This window comes from Cytobacillus sp. FSL M8-0252 (assembly GCF_038007345.1).
Classification (GTDB): Bacteria; Bacillota; Bacilli; order Bacillales; family Cytobacillaceae; genus Cytobacillus; species Cytobacillus kochii.
On record NZ_JBBOWZ010000001.1, the window covers coordinates 4,078,366 to 4,097,907 of the forward strand.

The following is a 19,542-nucleotide window of genomic DNA, read 5'->3' on the forward strand; positions in this document are numbered from 1 at the left end:
TGTATTCATTTTTAGCTTGGATCTAAGCGGTAACTAATTAATTCAAAGTCAGGTGTATAAGTAAATGTACCGTAGATCATGCGATTGCCATTAATCATATATTCAAGAATATGATGATCTCCTGCAGCCATTGGTAAATCCTTCACTTTGTCCACTTCGACCCATCGCAATTTTCCTTCTTCTGACTCATCTACATTTAATCCGTCCGCATCTGTAGCAAAAAAGGTAAACATCATCCATTCAGAAAGTACTTGATCTCCATCCTTCATAATGAAAGTAAAAATCCCTTTTATGTTTGGATTCCTTAAGTAAATCCCCGTTTCTTCTCTATATTCTCTGATACAAGAGTCACGCACCGATTCACCTGGCTCCATCTTTCCGCCCGGTGCAACCCACCATCCACGGCGTGGCTTTTGTAGCAACAATACTTGATCATCTTTTAATAATACGCAGTTTGTGACCCGCTGCATCCTATTCACCTCTTACTTCGTGCCACTCATTATTAGAGAACAGATTAACCTAAATACTCTAATGAATGAAAGCATAGTATTTATCATTATATTATACTATTTTTGTCATAGCGCTACAACGATACAGGTTGAACATGATACTTCTCCCTAAGCAAATTGCCTAGACTTCTTTATAGTAAGTGTATATCCATTATTATAATATCCAACCGGTGTGCTACATTCGATCTGTGGAAAAAAGAATTTTGCTTCGCTCTCATCTCTTTTTCTCATTCTGAGTGACGTGCAAACCTCTTTTGCTTCGCTCTCACTTCTTTTTCTCGTACTGAGTGACGCGCAAACCTCTTTTGCTTTGCTCTCACTTCTATTTCTTATTCTGAGTGACGTGCAAATCTCTTTTGCTTCGCTCTCACTTCTATTTCTTATTCTGAGTGCCGTGCAAATCTCTTTTGCTTCGCTCTCATTCGTGATTTTCATTCTGAGTGATGAGCAATTCACTTTTGCTTCGCTCTCATTCGTAATTTTCATTCTGAGTGATGCACAAATCTCTTTTGCTTCGCTCTCATTCGTGATTTTCATTCTGAGTGATGAGCAATTCACTTTTGCTTCGCTCTCATTCGTGATTTTCATTCTGAGTGATGCGCAATTCTCTTTTGCTTCGCTCTCATTCGTGATTTTCATTCTGAGTGATGCACAAATCTCTTTTGCTTCGCCCTCATTCGTGATTTTCATTCTGAGTGACTCGCTAACCCACTTTGCTTCGCTCTTACTTCTTTTTCTCATTCTGAGTGATGCGCAATTCTCTTTTACTCCGCTCTCATTCGTGATTTCCATTCTGAATGAAGCGCTAACCCACTTTGCTCCCCTCTCACTTCTTTTTCTCATTCTGAGTGACGCGCAATTCTCTTTTGCTTCGCTCTCATTCGTGATTTTCATTCTGAGTGACTCGCTAACCCACTTTGCTTCGCTCTCACTTCTTTTTTTCATTCTGAGTGGCGTGCAAATCTCTTTTGCTTCGCTCTCACTCGTGATTTTCATTCTGAGTGACTCGCAATTCACTTTTGCTTCGCCCTCATTCGTGATTTTCATTCTGAGTGACTCGCTAACCCACTTTGCTTCGCTCTCATTCGTGATTTCCATTCTGAGTGACTCGCTAACCCACTTTGCTTCGCTCTCACTTCTTTTTCTTATGTTGAGGGATGCGCAATTCTCTTTTGCTTCGCTCTCACTCGTGATTTTCATTCTGAGTGACTCGCTAACCCACTTTGCTTCGCTCTCACTTCTTTTTCTCATTCTGAGTGATGTGCAAATCTCTATTGCTTCGCTCTCATTCGTGATTTTCATTATGAATGACTCGCTAACCCACTTTGCTTCGCTCTCATTCGTGATTTTCATTATGAATGACTCGCTAACCCACTTTGCTTCGCTCTTACTTCTTTTTCTCATTCTGAATGAACCTTTTCCTCATTTGCTCAAAAACCAAAAAAAAGAGCACAGGAGCTACCTGTGCTGTAAAAGGAATATATCTTTAAAAGGGGGTCAATTTCTATTATTATCATAACCGAAATTTGTTTCACCCAGGTTACAGTAGAGTTAAAACGAAATGACTTTTTGTAAATGATGAATAAAGTTGGATTATGATGCCCTTGTTCATTAATTTGTAGCTGTTTTTAGACTTTCTTCAAGCTCTTCAATATAATGCTGAGCAGCTTGGGCGGCAATGCTACCATCGCCTGTTGCGGTAACGATTTGACGCAATGTTTTTTCACGAATATCTCCAGCAGCGAAGATACCAGGGACATTCGTTTCCATTTGGTCATTGGTTACGATATAGCCTTCTTCATTCGTAATACCAAGGCTTGCAAATGGTTTCGATAGTGGATTCATTCCAATGTAAACGAACACGCCATCCGCTTTGAATTCTTTTTCTTCACCTGTTTCTGTAGATACAATCGTGACACTGCCTACTTTTCCGTCCTTATCGTTGACTTCTTTCACTGTATGGTTCCAAATGAAATCAATTTTATCATTATCAAAGGCACGTTGTTGTAAGATTTGTTGTGCACGTAATTTATCACGACGGTGAATGATGGTTACTTTACTTGCAAATCGTGTTAAGTAAACACCTTCTTCAACAGCAGAGTCGCCTCCACCAATAACTACTAGTTCTCTTTCTTTAAAGAACGCACCATCACAAACCGCACAATAAGAAACACCGCGGCCGCCTAGCTCTTTTTCACCAGGAATACCTAGTTTTTTATATTCTGCACCTGTTGTAATAATAACCGCACGTGCTTTGTATTCTTTAGATCCAGCAATGATTGTTTTATATTCCTTGCCATCGATGATTTCTTTAATATCTCCATATGCATATTCTGCACCAAATTTTTTCGCATGATCGAACATTTTTGTAGAAAGTTCAGGTCCAAGAATATGATCAAACCCTGGATAGTTTTCCACTTCTTCTGTATTCGCCATTTGTCCGCCTGGTACCCCGCGTTCAAGCATTAATGTTGATAAATTTGCACGAGATGTATATACTGCCGCGGTCATTCCTGCTGGACCTGCTCCTGCAATAATGACATCGTAAATTTTTTCTTCAGCCATCATTCCCACTCCTTTGTCTTGAAGCCTTCTGTTCTATTATGACCTTCTTGGTTTTATCCTATAAAATTTATAGGAAAACGTCCAAGTTTTTGCTCAACGAAGGTATTCATTCAATAATCGCAAATATTTTCTTAAAGTTGATGTAGAGATTCCGAAATTTTTTGCGATTGTTGCTTGTGATACAGTCTCATTTCTTAGCTTATGCCAAGAGTAAGTGATTGCACCGGCATATGCATGAGGATTTTTAATCGTCACGCCAGCTTGGGTTAACTGTAAATACGCAGAAAACCACATTAAATACAAACTTGCTTCTTTTGCCCCAACAGGTGAGTAATTTTCATAAAGCAATCCAGCTATATCATGCGCTGTAGAGGTATCTTGAGATGCCTCACCAAATTTTAGATAAGCTAAATAATCCCTCTCTAACGCAGAGAACTTCCTATTTCCTTTTAAACGGTCAGATTCTAGTAATTGTTCTTTTTTACCTGAAACTGCTGTTAAAAACAAGGCAAACAATCGTTCTTCTGGATAGTCACTTTCTAGCCTTTGTTGAATAGAAGAAACATGATCTTCGAACCCTTGAGCACTTTTTGAGGTATCGCTCCAAGGCTCCAATCCTTCTTTTTCCGGATTTAATTCAACAGCCCTTCTCCACGCCACTTGAGCCACTGACTCTTTACCAGTATGATAGGCAGAGTATGCGAGCCAGTAGTAAAAAGAAGCGTCCCCGTTAAACCCTAGTTTATAGAGACGACCGAGCCATGCATATGCTTTATCATATTCCCCTATAAGTGCTAAAGTTGCCCCTAATTTAAATTGATGCTCAACAGAGATTGGATGTACTTTTAATAAAGCATCCTTTAGCGCTCGCACCTCTTTAAAGTCGTTTTCGTAAAAAGCAAAAACAAGCTTATTACAAAGGGCATGCAAATTCCCCGGATTGTCTTTAAATACTTGTTTCAACACATCCGAGGCTTTATCTGTTTCGCCTAGATAAAAATAAGCTAGGGCTAGATTATTATAAGCCGACCAATATTCTGGGTACTCTTCAATGACACCATTGAGCAGTTCCACAGCTTTTGGAAAATAACCGGTCTCAAGTAACTCCCTTGCTTGTTCTTGTTTGACCATTAAGTCGTCCTGCTCATATAGATGTTCGTTTAGATCGTCATCCTCTAACGTAAGGAGCTCCAACAACTCTTCTGTATCTTCAACAAACTCGCCTTCTGGATCTAGTTCTATATATAATGTAGCATGATGGTATGCGTCTTTGAAAAAGCCTAAATGTGCATAGTTATTAGCTAAAAAATAGTGGCATTCAATCATCTCTTCATCTAATTCCTCTAATATTAATCGGAGTAGCTGATTAGAATCTTGATATTCTCCCATTTCGGCATGCACCACTGCCAACTGACAAACAATCATCGGTTCGCCTGGCTCTAAATGCATCGCACGTTGGAGGTACTTCTTCGCTCTATGAAAATCCCTGCGGTGGTAAGCTTTAATGCCTTTTGAAAAATAATACTCACCCGTAGGGATAAATGATAAAATTTTTCCTTTATTGTCTCTTGCTTTAGAGTCTTTACGCATGGAATCCTCCATAAAATATATTAACTAATTGAGTATAACATACGACTAATCGCACGAGAAGGGGGTGACAAGATAAGGAAAAAACTAATGATAGCATGATTATCTAACTCAGCTTAAAAAATCAACACTTTCAAAAATGTGACTATTTTATGATTTTTTTATTAAGAAAGTGTAACATGCTAGTAAAGCGCACGGATTTCTCGAACATCACTCTTTAATTAGCATTCATATAAATTGAACGAGAAGATAATACGAGACAGAATAAGTTTTGTATGTGCATATAATTGAGGTATATTTTGCTAATTTAAAAGTGGAGAAATAGTATTTGACCGTCCTTCTTGCCCGATTAAACTCATCTTAAAAACCCCCAACACCAGGCGCACTCAAAAAAGACGATTTCTATTCACAGAAATCGTCCCATTCTATCATTTATGAAACTGGCTTCTTCTCTTCATGCCTTTTATTCAAGACGTTTAATACTTCGGCAAAAGGCAGTTCTTGTTCACGTAAAAGCACCATTAAATGGTAAAGTAAATCCGCAGATTCCCATTTAAGTTCTTCACGATCACGATTTTTAGCTGCAATGATTACTTCTGCAGATTCTTCACCGACTTTCTTCAATATTTTGTCGACACCACTCTCGAATAAATAGGTCGTATAAGCTCCTTCAGGACGTGCCTGCTCGCGCTCAGCAATAACTTCTTCCAACCGTTTTAGAATTTGATAATCTGCAATTTCAGCTTGCTCTTCCCCCGTATAAATCGTTTCATGAAAGCAGCTAACTTCTCCTTTATGGCAGGCAACACCATTTGGTAAGACCTGTACTAAAATGGCATCCTGATCACAATCCCACTTCATTTCTACGACCTTTTGCGTGTGACCACTGGTTTCACCTTTATGCCAAAGTTCTTTGCGTGAACGGCTGAAAAACCAAGTTTCCCCTGTTTCAATCGTCTTTGCTAAAGATTCTTTATTCATGTACGCAAGCGTTAAGACTTCTTTCGTTTCACTATCTTGGATAATTGCTGGCACAAGGCCTTGATCATTGAATTGCACTTGATCAATCATCTTACATACACTCCCTTATCTTTTATATATGCCTTCACTTCTGCGACGGAAGTTTCTTTATAATGAAAAATAGAAGCAGCGAGGGCTGCATCTGCCTTACCTTCAAGGAATATATCAGAAAAATGACTAGCTCCCCCTGCACCTCCTGAAGCAATGACAGGAACAGTTACTGCCGTACTTACAGCTTTTGTTAAGGCAATATCAAAGCCTTTCTTTTCACCATCACAGTCCATGCTTGTGAGAAGAATTTCACCAGCACCTCTTCGCACAGCTTCTTTAACCCAATCAAGCACTTTCCACTCTGTTTTTACTCTTCCACCATGTGTATAAACAACCCATGTACCGCAATCTTGATCGTACTTAGCATCGACAGCGACAACCATACATTGTGCCCCAAAAAAATCAGCACCTTCTGTAATTAACTCTGGCCGATTGACAGCTGCCGTATTTAATGAGACTTTATCTGCACCCGCTCGAAGAATCTTCTTCATATCATCAAGTGTATGAATACCACCACCAACTGTAAAAGGGATGGCTAGTTCTGCCGCTACTGCTTGAACAACATCAACCATTGTTTTTCTTCCCTCATGTGAAGCAGAGATATCAAGAAATACAAGTTCATCTGCTCCTTGCTCGTCATAAAAACGTGCTAATTCCACCGGGTCACCTGCATCTCTTAATTGAACAAATTGGATACCCTTTACGACCCTTCCTTCTTTTACATCGAGACAAGGAATAATTCGTTTAGTAAGCACGAAAAGTCCCCCCTTCCAATGCTTCCTTCACAGTAAAACGCCCCTCATAGATGGCTTTACCTACAATAGCTCCAGGAATACCTGCTTGGTTAATTAATTTTAAATCAGCAAGAGAACTGACTCCACCAGAAGCGATGACCTCTTTTCCTGTCGCTTGTGCTAATTGGACAGTTGCTATAATATTCGGCCCAGATAACGTACCATCTGTAGCAATATCTGTAAAAATAAACGTTTCGCAACCGACGTCAGCGAATTGTTTGCCTACCTCAACTGCGGTTGCTTGTGATGTATTCAACCAGCCATTTGTTGCAACAAAACCGTCTTTAGCATCTAAACCAATAACAATACGCTCTTTATACTTCTTAATCATTTCAATAGCAAATTTAGGGTTTGAAATGCCTACACTGCCGATAATTACTCTTGAGACCCCAGCATCTAGATAAAAATGTATATCTTCCTCGGTCCGAATACCGCCACCAATTTGGATATTTGCATTTAACTGCTTTGCTGCTTGAATGACATAACGATCGTTCTCCGGTTTACCGGCTTTTGCTCCGTCGAGGTCCACCATATGCACCCAGCTAGCCCCATCTTCTACAAAGGTTTTTGCCATATCAAAAGGAGAGTCCCCGTATACCGTTTCCTTATCGTAGTCGCCTTGTAATAAACGAACACATTTCCCGCCCCGCATATCAATCGCAGGATAGATGGTCAGACTCATTTTAAACTCACCCCTTCTGATACAAGCACTGTAAAGTTTTCTAAGATTTTCATGCCAGTCATACTGCTTTTTTCCGGATGAAATTGAGTACCAAAGACATTATTTTTTCCTACAACTGCTGGGACACAAACATCATATAAGCTATCGGCCAAAATAATTTCATCTGTCTTTGTTGTTACATAATAAGAATGAACAAAATATGCAAACCCCTCTTCGACATCCTTTAAAATCGGTGATTGTCGTCGTAACTGTAATAAGTTCCAGCCCATATGCGGGACTTTATACATTTCACCTTGATTTGTTACACCAGGTATTTTCACAACCGTTCCAGGAAGCAATCCCAATCCACGGCATCCACCGTTTTCTTCACTTGCTTCAAACAGTAATTGCATCCCTAGGCAAATGCCTAATATTGGTTTACCACTAGCTGCATAGTCTCTGAGAACATCTGCTATACCCGTCTCATTTAAAAGTCGCATGGCATCACTAATTGCTCCAACTCCAGGGACAATCACACCATCGGCTAAAAGAATCTCATCCTTTTTATTTGTAATAAGATAAGGTTCGCCTAACCTTTCCAGTGCTTTACTGACACTGAATAAATTTCCCATTCCATAATCAATGATCGCAATCATTTATAACATCCCTTTCGTGGAAGGAATGCCTTTTATTCTTGGATCAATCGTTGTTGCTTCATCTAAGGCTCGACCTAGTGCCTTAAAGACTGCTTCAATCATATGATGGGTATTCTGACCATAGTGAACGATCACATGAAGATTCATTCTCGCCTCAAGTGCGAATTTCCATAAGAATTCATGCACTAGTTCGGTATCAAATGTACCTACCTTTTGATTAGGAAAGATAGCACGCATTTCCAAATGTGGTCGATTACTTAAGTCGACAACCACTTGTGCTAGCGCTTCATCCATCGGAACAAAGGCATTGCCGTACCTTTTAATTCCTCTTTTTTCACCAAGACTCTCTCGCAATGCCTGCCCGAGACAAATCCCTATATCCTCTGTCGTGTGGTGATCATCAATTTCGACATCGCCTTTTGCATCAATCGTTAAATCGAATTGCCCATGCTTAGCAAATAAATCAAGCATATGTGTCATAAAAGGAACGCCTGTCTCCAAATCACTTGTTCCTTCTCCATCAATATTGAGTGATAGTTGAATTTCTGTTTCATTAGTCTTTCTTTGCAACTCAGCCGTTCTTGTCATTTCCCTTCTTTCCTTTCACTTTGGAGTCTTTTTTCAATCGATCTTGCATGAGCTTCTAAACCTTCTAGTCTTGCAAATGAAGCGATTTTTTCCGCATTTGCTGTAAATCTACTTTCACTGTAGTAAATAATGCTCGATTTTTTTCGAAAATCATCCACATTCAACGGGCTTGAAAATCTTGCTGTGCCGTTAGTTGGTAAGACATGATTAGGACCAGCAAAATAATCACCAACAGGCTCAGGGCTATATCTACCTAAGAATATTGCACCTGCATGGCGGATAGCTCCTAAAAGTGATAATGGATTGACTGTTAAAACCTCCAAATGTTCAGGAGCAATTGTATTAATCACTGCTATCGATTCTTCTATCGTCTCTGTCACATAAATACGACCAAATTGTTGAATCGAGTGGCTGGCAATATCGTATTTTGGTAGAGTAGCTAACTGTTCTTCCACCTCGATGGCAACTTCGTTAGCGAGTTGTTCGCTATTCGTAACAAGGATGCTACAAGCCATTTCATCATGTTCTGCTTGTGATAATAAGTCTGCTGCTACTTCAGTTGGAATTGCTGAGTCATCAGCAAGAATAGCAATTTCACTTGGTCCAGCAATCATATCGATATCGACCTCACCATACACTTCTCTCTTCGCCAATGCGACGTAAATATTACCTGGGCCTGTTATTTTATCCACTGGTGCAATTGTCTCTGTACCATAGGCAAGTGCAGCTACCGCTTGAGCTCCACCTACTTTATATATATCTGTTACCCCGGCAATATTCGCTGCAACAAGGACAGCAGCTGGTATTTTTCCTGTTTTACGCTCTACAGGAGAAACCATCACAATTCTTTCTACTCCTGCTACTTTTGCCGGCAAAACATTCATTAACACAGAAGATGGATAAGCAGCTTTCCCACCAGGCACGTATACACCAACAGAATCAAGCGGCGTTATTTTTTGTCCGAGCAAGGTGCCATCGACTTCAGTCGTCATCCATGAATTTTGCAATTGCTTCATATGATAGTTTCTTATATTTTCTGCTGCTTCTTTTATAATTGAAATGGTTTCTTTAGATAATTCTTTATAAGCTTGGTCTATTTCTGCTGCTTTCACTTGATAATCATCTAATAGAATCCCATCAAATTTTTCTGTATAACGAATGACCGCTTGATCACCTTCTTGACGTACAGCTGCTATGATTTCCTTTACTGTTTGCCTTTGTTCTTCTGTACCACCGTCAATGGAACGCTTGATAGAAAGGTCGTTTGTTACTTTTAATATGTCCACCTTTACTTAACCACCTTTTCCTGCTCGATCACTTCTGTCAGTCTCTCAACCACATCACTTATACGTGCGTCTTTCATGCGGTAACTAACCGGATTGACGATGAGCCTTGATGTAATATTGACGATGTCTTCATATTCTATTAATCCATTTTCTTTTAAGGTTCTTCCTGTAGAAACAATGTCAACAATCCGATCAGCTAAACCAATAAGCGGTGCCAATTCAATCGAACCGTTCAATTTAATAATCTCGACTTGCTCGCCTTGTTCACGGAAATACGCTGCTGCTACATTCGGGTATTTCGTAGCGATTTTCGGTGCGACATCATTCATTTGCGTATGAGGCAAGCCAGCAACTGCTAAATAGCAAGCACTAATCTGTAGATCAAGCAATTCATATACATCACGTTCTTCTTCAAGCATGACATCTTTCCCGGCTATTCCAAGATCGGCAACACCATATTCCACATATGTGGGCACATCCATCGGTTTAGCTAAAATAAAGCGGAAACACTCTTCAGGTACATCGATAATTAATTTCCGCGAATCATCGAATTCAGGAGGCAACTCGAAGCCAGCCATTCTCAACATCTCCACTGCCTCAGTAAAAATTCTTCCTTTTGGCATCGCAACTGTTAACCAATCCTTCATCGCGATCCCTCCTTCTGTTTACCAACTAAATAAGTGATATCTTCATAAAGTGCTGAACAAGCATCAATATCTTCTACGCCATTAATATCTTGCAAAACGACTTTCTTCCCTTCAAGTCGTTGCTGTTCAGCTAACATAAAAGCTTCTTTCCTTCTTTCTAAACTAAACACAATACAGGAAAGAGGTGGTTGTTCAAATGGTTTGTCTAACGATTCAAGTAAATGATCTAATCGAATGGCAAAGCCAGTTGCACTTTTGGCTTTCCCAAACTTTTCTAGTAATAAATCATACCGCCCACCGCTGCCAATTGGAAAACCAACATTACCTGCATACACTTCATAAACAATACCTGTGTAATAACTCATATGACTGACTAATGTTAGGTCTAATTTTATGAGGGCATCCTGTTGATAGTCAGCTATAATTCCCCATAAGGTTTTCAATTCATTTAACGCTTCAACGCCTGCGTTACACTCTAATAAGTCTTCTGCTTCCTTAATGACTTCTGGTCCGCCTCTTAATTTTAGAAACTGTTTTAACCTTTGTTTATCAATAGATGACAATGATAGCTGATCTACATGTACACGATAACCAACATAATTTTTCTCATAGAGGAATCGCATCAATTGCTCCACTCTTTCATCTGTACCGAGTATCTCTTGGAAAAAACTCCTTACAAAGGCAATATGACCAACGGAAATCTGGAACTGCTCCAATCCTGTTTTCATTAGAGCGGAGGATATTAATCCTAAGCACTCTCCATCCGCACTAACTGTTGGATCACCAATACATTCGACACCGATTTGCTCAAATTCTGCCGGCCGTCCACCTTCTCGCTGTTGTGCCCGAAACACATTAGCTGAATAAGCTAAACGCTGTGGCAACTTTTCCTTTAATAACTTAGACGCAGCCACACGAGCAATAGGGGCTGTCATATCTGGTCTTAGTACAAGTGTATGTCCCTCATGATCCAGCAGTTTAAACAATTGTGTATCGAGAATAGCTGAAGCTGTACCAACTGTCTCGTAATATTCCAACGTAGGAGTTTCAATAAATTGATAGCCCCAGCGTTTCATTTCATTGGCCATTGTCACCCGTACTTCTTCTTTCATCATATATAGATTAGGCAATGTATCCCTCATGCCTAAAGGCTTTTCAAACATAAATAACCGACTCAACCCGTTCACCTCATTTTTACTTTAGTTCGCTACCATGCTAATAAATTGAAGTTACTTAGTAGTGTACGCTTCTCACCTTTAAACGTCAACCCTAAACACTTAATTTTGAGAAAAATGAAAGAAATCCACAACAAAGGGATGTAATCTAAAATATTCTAATGGGGGATGTAATGATTCCGCCTGTTGGCATATCACAACTTCAGGGCGTTTACGATAATGGAGGGTTCTGGTTCTACTTTTGTTCGACGTCCTTATCTTTAGAGGAGCAGGTGTGAGAAAATAAAACAGGAGGAGTGCAAAAGCTCGTTTCATTGCTAAAAAGGGGGACGAGAGAATCAGGTCCTTATTTACGATAATCTAAACGGTCAGTAGGAATTTCTCTTTTGCGTTGCTCTCAGCTTCGAGCGACCTCACGAAACTGGTGAATCTTCATGTCATGTGATAGCATGGCACCTTGGTGCTGAATCTCTCCGTAAAAATCTTTTTACGTACTGTAGTCTTTTTTTCTTGTTACCATCATCCGTAACAAAAAAACATCCGCTATCCCACTTTCTTTTCGAAAGCGAAGTTAGCAGATGCTTATGACCGTTGTTCCATTTCTTCTTTTGTAAATATGATTTGCATTGGGTTACCACCGACGAAAGCACCAGCGGGTACGTCTTTATGTACAAGTGTACCAGCGGAAACAATCGCACCATCTCCGATTACTATTCCTGGAAGTATCGTGCAGTTGGCACCAATCATGACTTCGTTACCGATTTCTACAGTTCCCAGGCGATATTCTTTAATTAAATATTCATGGGCTAAAATAGTAGTATTGTATCCAATCACACTATTGCGCCCCACACTGATTTTCTCTGGGAACATGACATCGAGCATTACCATAAGCGCAAATGACGTCTGTTCACCGATTTTCATCCGTAAAAAGGTACGATAAAGCCAGCTTTTCATCCCTAAGAACGGGGTATAGCGTGCCAGCTGAATCACAACAAAGTTCTTTACTACTTTCAAAAAAGGGACCGTTTTATACACATGCCAAAGGGAGTTCGCTCCTTCAACAGGATAGCGTTCGGTTCTCCTCATCTGTTCAATTCCTCTAAGATTGTTAATAAATCCGGCATTGTCTCTAACATATAGTCAGGATCGAATTGAAGAAGATGATCCCTTCCTTTACTTGACCAAGCAACACCTGCTGTCACCGTCCCTGCATTTCTGCCACCTATAATATCATGATGATTATCACCAATCATGATGGCTTCATGTGGTTCTGAGTCCAATAGTGATAATGCTTTTAAAACAGGCTCAGCATCCGGTTTCGGCTTTTCTACATGATCAAGGGCAACAATCACTTCAAAAAATTCATCCAGCTTTGTTAAGCGTAAACCCTTTTCAACAACGTCTAGCATCTTTGTTGTTACGATGCCCAATTTATAACCCGATTCCTTTAGTGTGCGGACCGTCTCATACACACCTGAAAACTCTTTCACTAATACATCATGGTTTTCTTTATTAAATGTACGATACATATGAACCATCTCATCCGCACGGTCACTATCAATTGATGTAAATGTCTCGACTAATGTTGGACCCATAAAAGGTAGTACATCCTGACGCTGATAGCTATCTGGATAATAATGATTTAATGTATGCAAAAATGAAGAGATAATTAGTTCATTCGTATCTATTAACGTTCCATCTAAATCGAATAATATTGTATCAATTTTAGCCATAATACGCTTCCTTTCTCGGTGTTGCTTCAAGCTTCCTCCAAATCATCCCGACAATCATTGTTAAAATCACAGCGACTACGACGCGAATAAGAAGAAGGGGTAACACAGGTATTCCTAAAGGTATAAAGATAAGAGTATCCTCAACAACCGCATGACAAGCTACTAAGAAAATAAACGCTAAAGTGACATCTTTTTGACTAACGCCATCCTCTTCTACTGCTTGAATCATCACACCGGCTCCAAATGCTAAGCCAAACAATAATCCTGATGCTAAAGTTGTCGATGTATTTTCTCTCATCCCTAGCTTTCTTGTTAATGGAGCCATCCATTTAGAAAATACTGCAAGCCATTTACGGTCTTTCATAATCTGTACGATTACCATTAATGGAATTACAATGATCGCTAATTGAAAAATACCAAGACCTGCTTTTTCTACTGCATTCCATACAATTGGCCATATGCCTTCAATCGTTTCTTCGCTTGCTCCAACAAAACCATACTCTGCCATCTCTGAACCGCCATTCCAAACGAGATTAATAATAATCCCCGATAGAAAGGCTAAACCGAGCCGAACAGCGAGCACAATCCATAGTTTAACGCCTACTTTCATGGCTACACTTGTTTCAATCAGTAAGTTATGAGAAAACGACAGCATGACTGCTAATATAAATACTTCTTTAACGGTTAAATCCAACGTGAGAATCGCACCAATACCAGCATAAACATTCAAGAAGTTTCCTAAAACTAAAGGAATGGCCGCATCCCCCGATAGACCAAATATTCCCATAATCGGTGCGATTAATTCAATCACCCATGGTAAAACTGGCGTATGTTGCAATAACGCCACAATTAACGTAACAGGAAAGATAATTTTCCCCAATGTCCAAGTCGTCTTAAAACCAACCTTTAATCCTGCTTTAACAGAATGTATCACCTGGTACTCCCCCTCTGCTGGCCCTTACTTTGCTTTTGCTTGTTTCTGTGGAGGATCTAAATACCTCTCTTTTGCATTCCCACTTACTCTTCTATATATAATAATTACGATAGCCCCAACTATTAATATGATCGATAGCATTTGCGCTGCTCTTAACATTTCAGTCACCATTAAGCTATCGGTTCTCATTCCCTCGATAAAGTATCTACCGATAGAGTACCAAATCACGTAGCTAAGGAATAATTCCCCTCTTTTTAAATTAGCACGTCTTAGTAGTAGTAGCAGTGCAAATCCAGCGAAATTCCAAACTGACTCATATAAAAATGTCGGATGATAATAAGCCCCATTAATATACATCCCGTTAATAATGAATTCTGGTAGATGCATGTTTTCTAAGAATTGTCGACTTACTTCACTACCATGCGCCTCTTGGTTGACGAAATTCCCCCAACGTCCAATGGCTTGACCGAGAATAATACTAGGTGCAGCAATATCCGCTAATTGCCAAAAGGATACACCACGCTTCTTTGCAAAAATAATCGCAGTGACAACTGCTCCGATTAATGCACCGTGAATGGCGATGCCTCCGTTCCAAATTTTAATGATTTCACCTGGATACTGAGAATAGTAGTCCCATTCAAAGATTACATAATAAATCCTTGCACAAATAATCGAAATCGGAATAGCCCATAACAATAAATCAGCAAATAAATCCTTACCTAGTCCCCTTTTCTCTGACTCTCTCATCGCCAAAATAAGACCGAGTGCAATGCCGATACCGATGATTAAGCCATACCATCTAACAGACAATGGCCCTAAACTAAAGGCAACCGGATCAATTGGCGCCACTGTTAACAACATAGTCATATCTCCTTTAATTATGTATTAATAAATCTCAACGATCTTCATGATCGCCATCTTCAATTACATCCGTTAAACGATTTGTAAATTGCTCTGCTGCATTTACACCCATACGCTTTAATCTAAAATTCATTGCCGCTACCTCGATAATGACCGCTAAGTTTCGACCTGGGCGGACAGGAATGGTCATTTTAATTAACTCCGTATCAATAATTTTCATCTTTTCTTCTTCTAAACCTAAACGATCATACTGTTTTTGAGCATCCCATATTTCTAAGTCCATCACAAGAGAAATCTTTTTAAATCGGCGAATGGCACCTGCACCAAATAAAGTCATGACATTAATAATACCGAGTCCCCGAATTTCTAATAAATGCTCAATGAGTTCTGGTGCACTACCGACTAATGTGTCCTCATCTTCTTGTCTAATTTCTACACAATCGTCCGCTACTAAGCGATGTCCTCTTTTGACAAGTTCTAATGCCGTCTCACTCTTACCGACACCACTCTTTCCTGTAATGAGGACTCCCACGCCATATATATCGACTAACACTCCATGAATGGCAGTAGTAGGGGCTAACTTACTTTCTAGGAAATTCGTCAAAAGGCTAGAAAAACGCGTCGTTTTTTGCTTTGTTCTTAAAATCGGTACGGCTTCTCTTTCAGCCGCTTCAAGTAATTCTTCTGGTACTTCTAGCTCTCTCGTAATAATGATTGCTGGAGTAATGTCAGAGCATAGCATCTCCAGTCTTGCTTCTCTCTCTTCGTCATTTAGTTTTTCAGCAAATGACAGTTCTGTTTTCCCTAATAATTGTATGCGTTCTGCCGGAAAATAATCAAAATAGCCAGCCAATTCAAGGCCTGGTCGAGAAATATCACTCGTAACAATCGGACGGTTGATACCTTCTTCACCGCTTAGTAATTCTAACCCGAATTTTTCGATAACATCCTTTGTGCGAACCTTTGCCACTCTTACCCCTCCTTATCCTGTAGTTATCTATTCTTCTTTCATCCATTCTCATCTGATACGTTTTTTATTTTAGCACTTTTTACGCGAGAACCAAACGCTTTAAATTGAAACTGTCATTGTATACGAAAAAACCCGTTCCATATCATTGTCGACTCTCGTTGTTTATTATACACTGAAACGAAATAAATGGAGAGAATGACTAATCAATACATTGAACAAAAGGGAGGGATTTTAGTTAATGGATAAGAAGACCCTTTTTATTAATGCCGATATTATTTTTCAACATTATGTTTCACCAAACAGTTATCTGACATTAAATGGCCATCTGATTGAAGATTTCGGTGAAATGGCTTCATGTCCACAGACTACTCGCTACGATTACATTTATGATTTAAAAAACAGTAGCTATATAAGTCCTGGCTTTATTGATCTCCATATACATGGTGTGGCTGGTGCGGATGCAATGGATGGGACAGTCACTGCCTTAAAGACCATTTCACAAATATTACCTAAAGAAGGAACAACAAGTTTCTTAGCAACAACCATTACTTCTCCAACAAAAAAAATAAGTCAAGCCATTGAAAGCATCGCCCATTTTCATTCTTATAAAGGGGCAAAAATTCTTGGCATACATCTAGAGGGCCCTTTTATCAATCTACATCAGGCAGGTGCACAGCCAAAAGCAGATATACAAGAGTCCAATCCCCATTTATTTTCCTACTGGCAATCACTCGCTCAAGGTCAAATAAAACTGGTTACATATGCACCCGAAATGGATCCACGCCAAAGGTTATTACAACAAATAATTGCAGACGGAGCCATCCCATCAATTGGTCATTCAGAAGCTACTTACGAACAAGTCGAAACCGTTCATTCTTACGGCGTATCCCATATGACTCACCTATTCAATGGTATGCTCGGCATACATCATCGCGAAATTGGGACAGCAGGTGCCGCACTTTTGCTTGATTCCTTTACTGCCGAAATCATCGCTGATGGTCTACATATTAGCCCAAAAATGATTCAACTGCTGTTGAAGGTTAAAGGATATCAAAGCCTGATATTAATTACTGACAGTATAAGGGCAAAGCATATGGAAGATGGAGAATATGAGTTAGGTGGACAAACAGTTCATCTGCAATCAGGTGTAGCGACATTAGTCGATGGAACGCTTGCTGGAAGTATACTAAAGATGAATGATGCGATTAAAAATATGATACATTTTACTGATATCGCTTTGCATGAAGCCGTCCATATGGCTACCGTCAACCCAGCAAAGAAAATCGGACAGTTTCATTGCATCGGTAGTATCGATCGTGGCAAGGAAGCTGATTTAGTGATTTTAAATAGGGAATTAAATGTAATAGATACCTTTTGTAAAGGTGAAAGGATGTAATTAAGGCATTCTGCCCTGGGATTCAAAGACTATTCTATATTGTACGGTGATTTATAGGCTCTTTGGTAGTCGACGTGGTTTTTGCTTGAAACGAAGGTGTTATTAGATTTTAAGCTCAAAAAAGCAGGAAGATGTCTCATCTCCCTGCTTCATTCATCATTATTAATATTTATAAGATTGTCCACCATCGATCGGTACAACCGTTGCATTAATGAAGTCTGCTTGGTTTGATAGTAAGAATGCTACTAGGTAGCCGACTTCTTCTGGTTTACCAAAGCGTTTCATTGGATTGACGCTAACAAATTCTTTTCCTGCTTCTTCCCAATTGTCTCCGCCCATTTGTTTCAATGATCCTTCAACCATCGGCGTCATAATCGCACCAGGAGCGATTGCTTTAATACTTACACCAAATTGGCCATATTCGATTCCAGAGTTTCTTGTTAAGCCTACTACACCATGTTTACTTGCAGCATACCCTGATTGATTACCAACTCCACGGATTCCACCAACGGAAGCGGTATTAACAATTGAACCATGACCTTGTTCTTTCATCACTTTTAACACATGCTTCATACCGTAAAATACACCGTTTAAGTTAATATCAACTACACGTTGGAATTCTTCGATACCGAAGTCTTCTGTTAAGTTTTGTTTCCCTTCGATGCCTGCATTATTAAAGAAGCCATCGATTTTACCAAATTTCTCAACAGCAAACGCCACGTATTTTTTTACATCTTCTTCATTCGCTACGTTCGCTTCGATTGTTTCTATCTCTGCTTGAGGTGCTGCTGTAAGTATTTCTTGTTTACTTTCCTCTAAGCCTTTTGCATTTAAATCTACTAAAACAAGTTTACCGCCTTCTACTGCTACTTGTTTTGCTGCCGCTCTACCAAGTCCAGATCCCCCACCTGTAATGATAACGACTTTATCTTCAAAACGATTCATATAAAACTATCCCTTTCATATGCGTTGTGGTACTATTTTCACAACTTCTCTTTTAGTGTAAACGGATTCATAATTAGCAACAATCAGTAATTCTTTTGAATTTGTCGATAGAATCTACACATTACTATAATGTGTTTATTTTAGGAGGAAAAATACATTGGTTGAGTATAAAAGTAGTATCTCTAAGCAAAGTGAGCGGACGAAATCCTCTTTCAAAAAAGCTTTCATTGACCTTATTCATGAAAAAGGCTATAGCCATGTAACAGTGACGGATATTATTAAACGAGCCGATTATAATCGCACGACTTTTTATCTTCATTTTCAAGATAAGCAAGGTCTAACGGATGAATTGCAAAGAGAAATGTTCGAACAAGTAAAAGAAAAAAGCATGAATAAATATGAAAAAGGCAAAGCCATTAGTATTACCGAGATGGATCCAAAATCATTCGAACTAACACACTTCATATACTCTGAGCAAGCTTATTTCAATCTTTTATTAAAAAACGATACCATCCCAGGATTGCATCGAGATCTACCTAAAGCGATTTATGAAGTATTGGAAGAGAGCTTTATCTTATCAGCGATTAATCAACTAGATATTAACTACTCGGTCCATAAACTCTATATGGCCCATGGGACAGCAGGACTACTCGTCAACTGGATTGAAAATGGTTATGATGTCAGCCCTGATAACATGAGTCTCCGCTTAATTCAAATATTACATTCATTTGCTAAGGAGTTTTCAATTGCAACTAAAAGCAAAAACACACCACCCATTTAAAAAAGGCGGTGTGTTTTTACTTAATCCCAGAGAACCTTTTGTATAATTAAATTTGCTACAGACATAATAATTGCCACCAGAATAGCTGTGCCAAAACCGGCAATCTCAAAAGTATCTCCCATTAATCCACTCGTAATCATTAAGGTTACTGCATTGATAACGAATAAAAATAACCCTAACGAAATGACCGTAATTGGTAATGTCAATAAAATCAATATCGGTCTAACAATTATATTAAGAATGGATAGGATAAAACTAGCTAACAAGGCAGACCCGAAGCCTGATAAATAAAAAGAATCTCCTATAAAGCCAGATAAAGCAATAAATAATATGGCATTAATAACAATACCAATTAACCATTTCATACATATGACACCTTTCCA

21 protein-coding genes are annotated in these 19,542 nt (G+C 39.2%); 2 read left to right on the forward strand and 19 right to left on the reverse strand.

Translation table 11 applies throughout. From position 1 onward, the window contains the following. Positions 1–11 precede the first annotated feature (11 nt). The 17 genes from MKX83_RS20685 to hprK all read right to left on the reverse strand — a co-directional run bounded on the left by MKX83_RS20685 (position 12) and on the right by hprK (position 16,037). The gene (locus MKX83_RS20685; protein WP_095371889.1) at positions 12–470 is read right to left on the reverse strand and encodes an NUDIX hydrolase; all 459 of its coding nucleotides are present in this window, start codon (positions 468–470) and stop codon (positions 12–14) included. Between the two features lie 147 nt (positions 471–617). Continuing rightward, positions 618–1,862, reverse strand: coding sequence for a hypothetical protein (locus MKX83_RS20690; RefSeq protein WP_341057555.1), 1,245 nt, complete (start codon positions 1,860–1,862; stop codon positions 618–620). Positions 1,863–2,120: 258 nt separating this feature from the next. Further along, the gene (gene trxB / locus MKX83_RS20695; protein WP_095371887.1) at positions 2,121–3,074 is read right to left on the reverse strand and encodes a thioredoxin-disulfide reductase; all 954 of its coding nucleotides are present in this window, start codon (positions 3,072–3,074) and stop codon (positions 2,121–2,123) included. 93 nt (positions 3,075–3,167) lie between these two features. Beyond that, positions 3,168–4,664: a tetratricopeptide repeat protein gene (locus MKX83_RS20700; RefSeq protein WP_341057559.1), complete on the reverse strand. Its 1,497-nt coding sequence runs from the start codon at positions 4,662–4,664 to the stop codon at positions 3,168–3,170. 429 nt (positions 4,665–5,093) lie between these two features. After that, on the reverse strand, positions 5,094–5,732 hold the full coding sequence (gene hisIE, locus MKX83_RS20705) for a bifunctional phosphoribosyl-AMP cyclohydrolase/phosphoribosyl-ATP diphosphatase HisIE (RefSeq protein WP_095371885.1): 639 nt from the start codon (positions 5,730–5,732) through the stop codon (positions 5,094–5,096). Next, positions 5,729–6,487 (reverse strand): imidazole glycerol phosphate synthase subunit HisF, encoded by a 759-nt coding sequence (gene hisF, locus MKX83_RS20710; protein WP_095371884.1) that lies wholly within the window; start codon positions 6,485–6,487, stop codon positions 5,729–5,731. The genes hisIE and hisF overlap by 4 nt, the downstream gene beginning before the upstream one ends. Then, positions 6,477–7,208 carry a 1-(5-phosphoribosyl)-5-[(5-phosphoribosylamino)methylideneamino]imidazole-4-carboxamide isomerase gene (gene hisA / locus MKX83_RS20715; protein WP_341057564.1) on the reverse strand — a complete coding sequence of 244 codons (732 nt, stop codon included), beginning with the start codon at positions 7,206–7,208 and terminating at the stop codon, positions 6,477–6,479. The genes hisF and hisA overlap by 11 nt, the downstream gene beginning before the upstream one ends. Next, on the reverse strand, positions 7,205–7,843 hold the full coding sequence (gene hisH / locus MKX83_RS20720; protein WP_095371882.1) for an imidazole glycerol phosphate synthase subunit HisH: 639 nt from the start codon (positions 7,841–7,843) through the stop codon (positions 7,205–7,207). The genes hisA and hisH overlap by 4 nt, the downstream gene beginning before the upstream one ends. After that, positions 7,844–8,431: an imidazoleglycerol-phosphate dehydratase HisB gene (hisB, locus tag MKX83_RS20725; RefSeq protein ID WP_095371881.1), complete on the reverse strand. Its 588-nt coding sequence runs from the start codon at positions 8,429–8,431 to the stop codon at positions 7,844–7,846. Next, positions 8,428–9,717: a histidinol dehydrogenase gene (gene hisD / locus MKX83_RS20730; protein ID WP_340976468.1), complete on the reverse strand. Its 1,290-nt coding sequence runs from the start codon at positions 9,715–9,717 to the stop codon at positions 8,428–8,430. Before hisD ends, hisB begins: the two co-directional genes overlap by 4 nt. Positions 9,718–9,719: 2 nt before the next feature. Next, positions 9,720–10,364, reverse strand: coding sequence for an ATP phosphoribosyltransferase (gene hisG, locus MKX83_RS20735; protein WP_095371879.1), 645 nt, complete (start codon positions 10,362–10,364; stop codon positions 9,720–9,722). Beyond that, positions 10,361–11,542, reverse strand: coding sequence for an ATP phosphoribosyltransferase regulatory subunit (locus MKX83_RS20740; RefSeq protein ID WP_095371878.1), 1,182 nt, complete (start codon positions 11,540–11,542; stop codon positions 10,361–10,363). The genes hisG and MKX83_RS20740 overlap by 4 nt, the downstream gene beginning before the upstream one ends. A 579-nt stretch (positions 11,543–12,121) precedes the next feature. Continuing rightward, positions 12,122–12,625 carry an acyltransferase gene (locus MKX83_RS20745; RefSeq protein WP_095371877.1) on the reverse strand — a complete coding sequence of 168 codons (504 nt, stop codon included), beginning with the start codon at positions 12,623–12,625 and terminating at the stop codon, positions 12,122–12,124. Continuing rightward, entirely contained in the window at positions 12,622–13,272 is a 651-nt protein-coding gene (ppaX, locus tag MKX83_RS20750) for a pyrophosphatase PpaX (protein WP_307318858.1), read from the reverse strand. The genes MKX83_RS20745 and ppaX overlap by 4 nt, the downstream gene beginning before the upstream one ends. Further along, positions 13,265–14,203 carry a nucleoside recognition domain-containing protein gene (locus tag MKX83_RS20755; RefSeq protein ID WP_095373601.1) on the reverse strand — a complete coding sequence of 313 codons (939 nt, stop codon included), beginning with the start codon at positions 14,201–14,203 and terminating at the stop codon, positions 13,265–13,267. The genes ppaX and MKX83_RS20755 overlap by 8 nt, the downstream gene beginning before the upstream one ends. Before the next feature lie 27 nt (positions 14,204–14,230). Next, positions 14,231–15,067, reverse strand: coding sequence for a prolipoprotein diacylglyceryl transferase (lgt, locus tag MKX83_RS20760; RefSeq protein WP_095371875.1), 837 nt, complete (start codon positions 15,065–15,067; stop codon positions 14,231–14,233). Positions 15,068–15,101: 34 nt separating this feature from the next. Further along, on the reverse strand, positions 15,102–16,037 hold the full coding sequence (gene hprK / locus MKX83_RS20765) for an HPr(Ser) kinase/phosphatase (protein WP_095371874.1): 936 nt from the start codon (positions 16,035–16,037) through the stop codon (positions 15,102–15,104). Positions 16,038–16,275: 238 nt separating this feature from the next. Between hprK and nagA the strand changes: the two genes are divergently transcribed. Then, complete coding sequence (gene nagA / locus MKX83_RS20770; RefSeq protein WP_341057572.1) at positions 16,276–17,433, forward strand: N-acetylglucosamine-6-phosphate deacetylase; 1,158 nt, start codon at positions 16,276–16,278, stop codon at positions 17,431–17,433. Positions 17,434–17,595: 162 nt separating this feature from the next. On the opposite strand, the gene MKX83_RS20775 is transcribed toward nagA, so the two are convergent. Continuing rightward, positions 17,596–18,378, reverse strand: coding sequence for an SDR family oxidoreductase (locus MKX83_RS20775; RefSeq protein ID WP_307318865.1), 783 nt, complete (start codon positions 18,376–18,378; stop codon positions 17,596–17,598). Positions 18,379–18,535: 157 nt separating this feature from the next. On the opposite strand from MKX83_RS20775, the gene MKX83_RS20780 reads away from it, so the two are divergent. Then, positions 18,536–19,159 (forward strand): TetR/AcrR family transcriptional regulator, encoded by a 624-nt coding sequence (locus MKX83_RS20780; protein WP_095371871.1) that lies wholly within the window; start codon positions 18,536–18,538, stop codon positions 19,157–19,159. A 20-nt stretch (positions 19,160–19,179) separates the two neighbouring features. On the opposite strand, the gene MKX83_RS20785 is transcribed toward MKX83_RS20780, so the two are convergent. Further along, on the reverse strand, positions 19,180–19,524 hold the full coding sequence (locus MKX83_RS20785; RefSeq protein ID WP_095371870.1) for a phage holin family protein: 345 nt from the start codon (positions 19,522–19,524) through the stop codon (positions 19,180–19,182). Between the last annotated feature and the right edge of the window lie 18 nt (positions 19,525–19,542).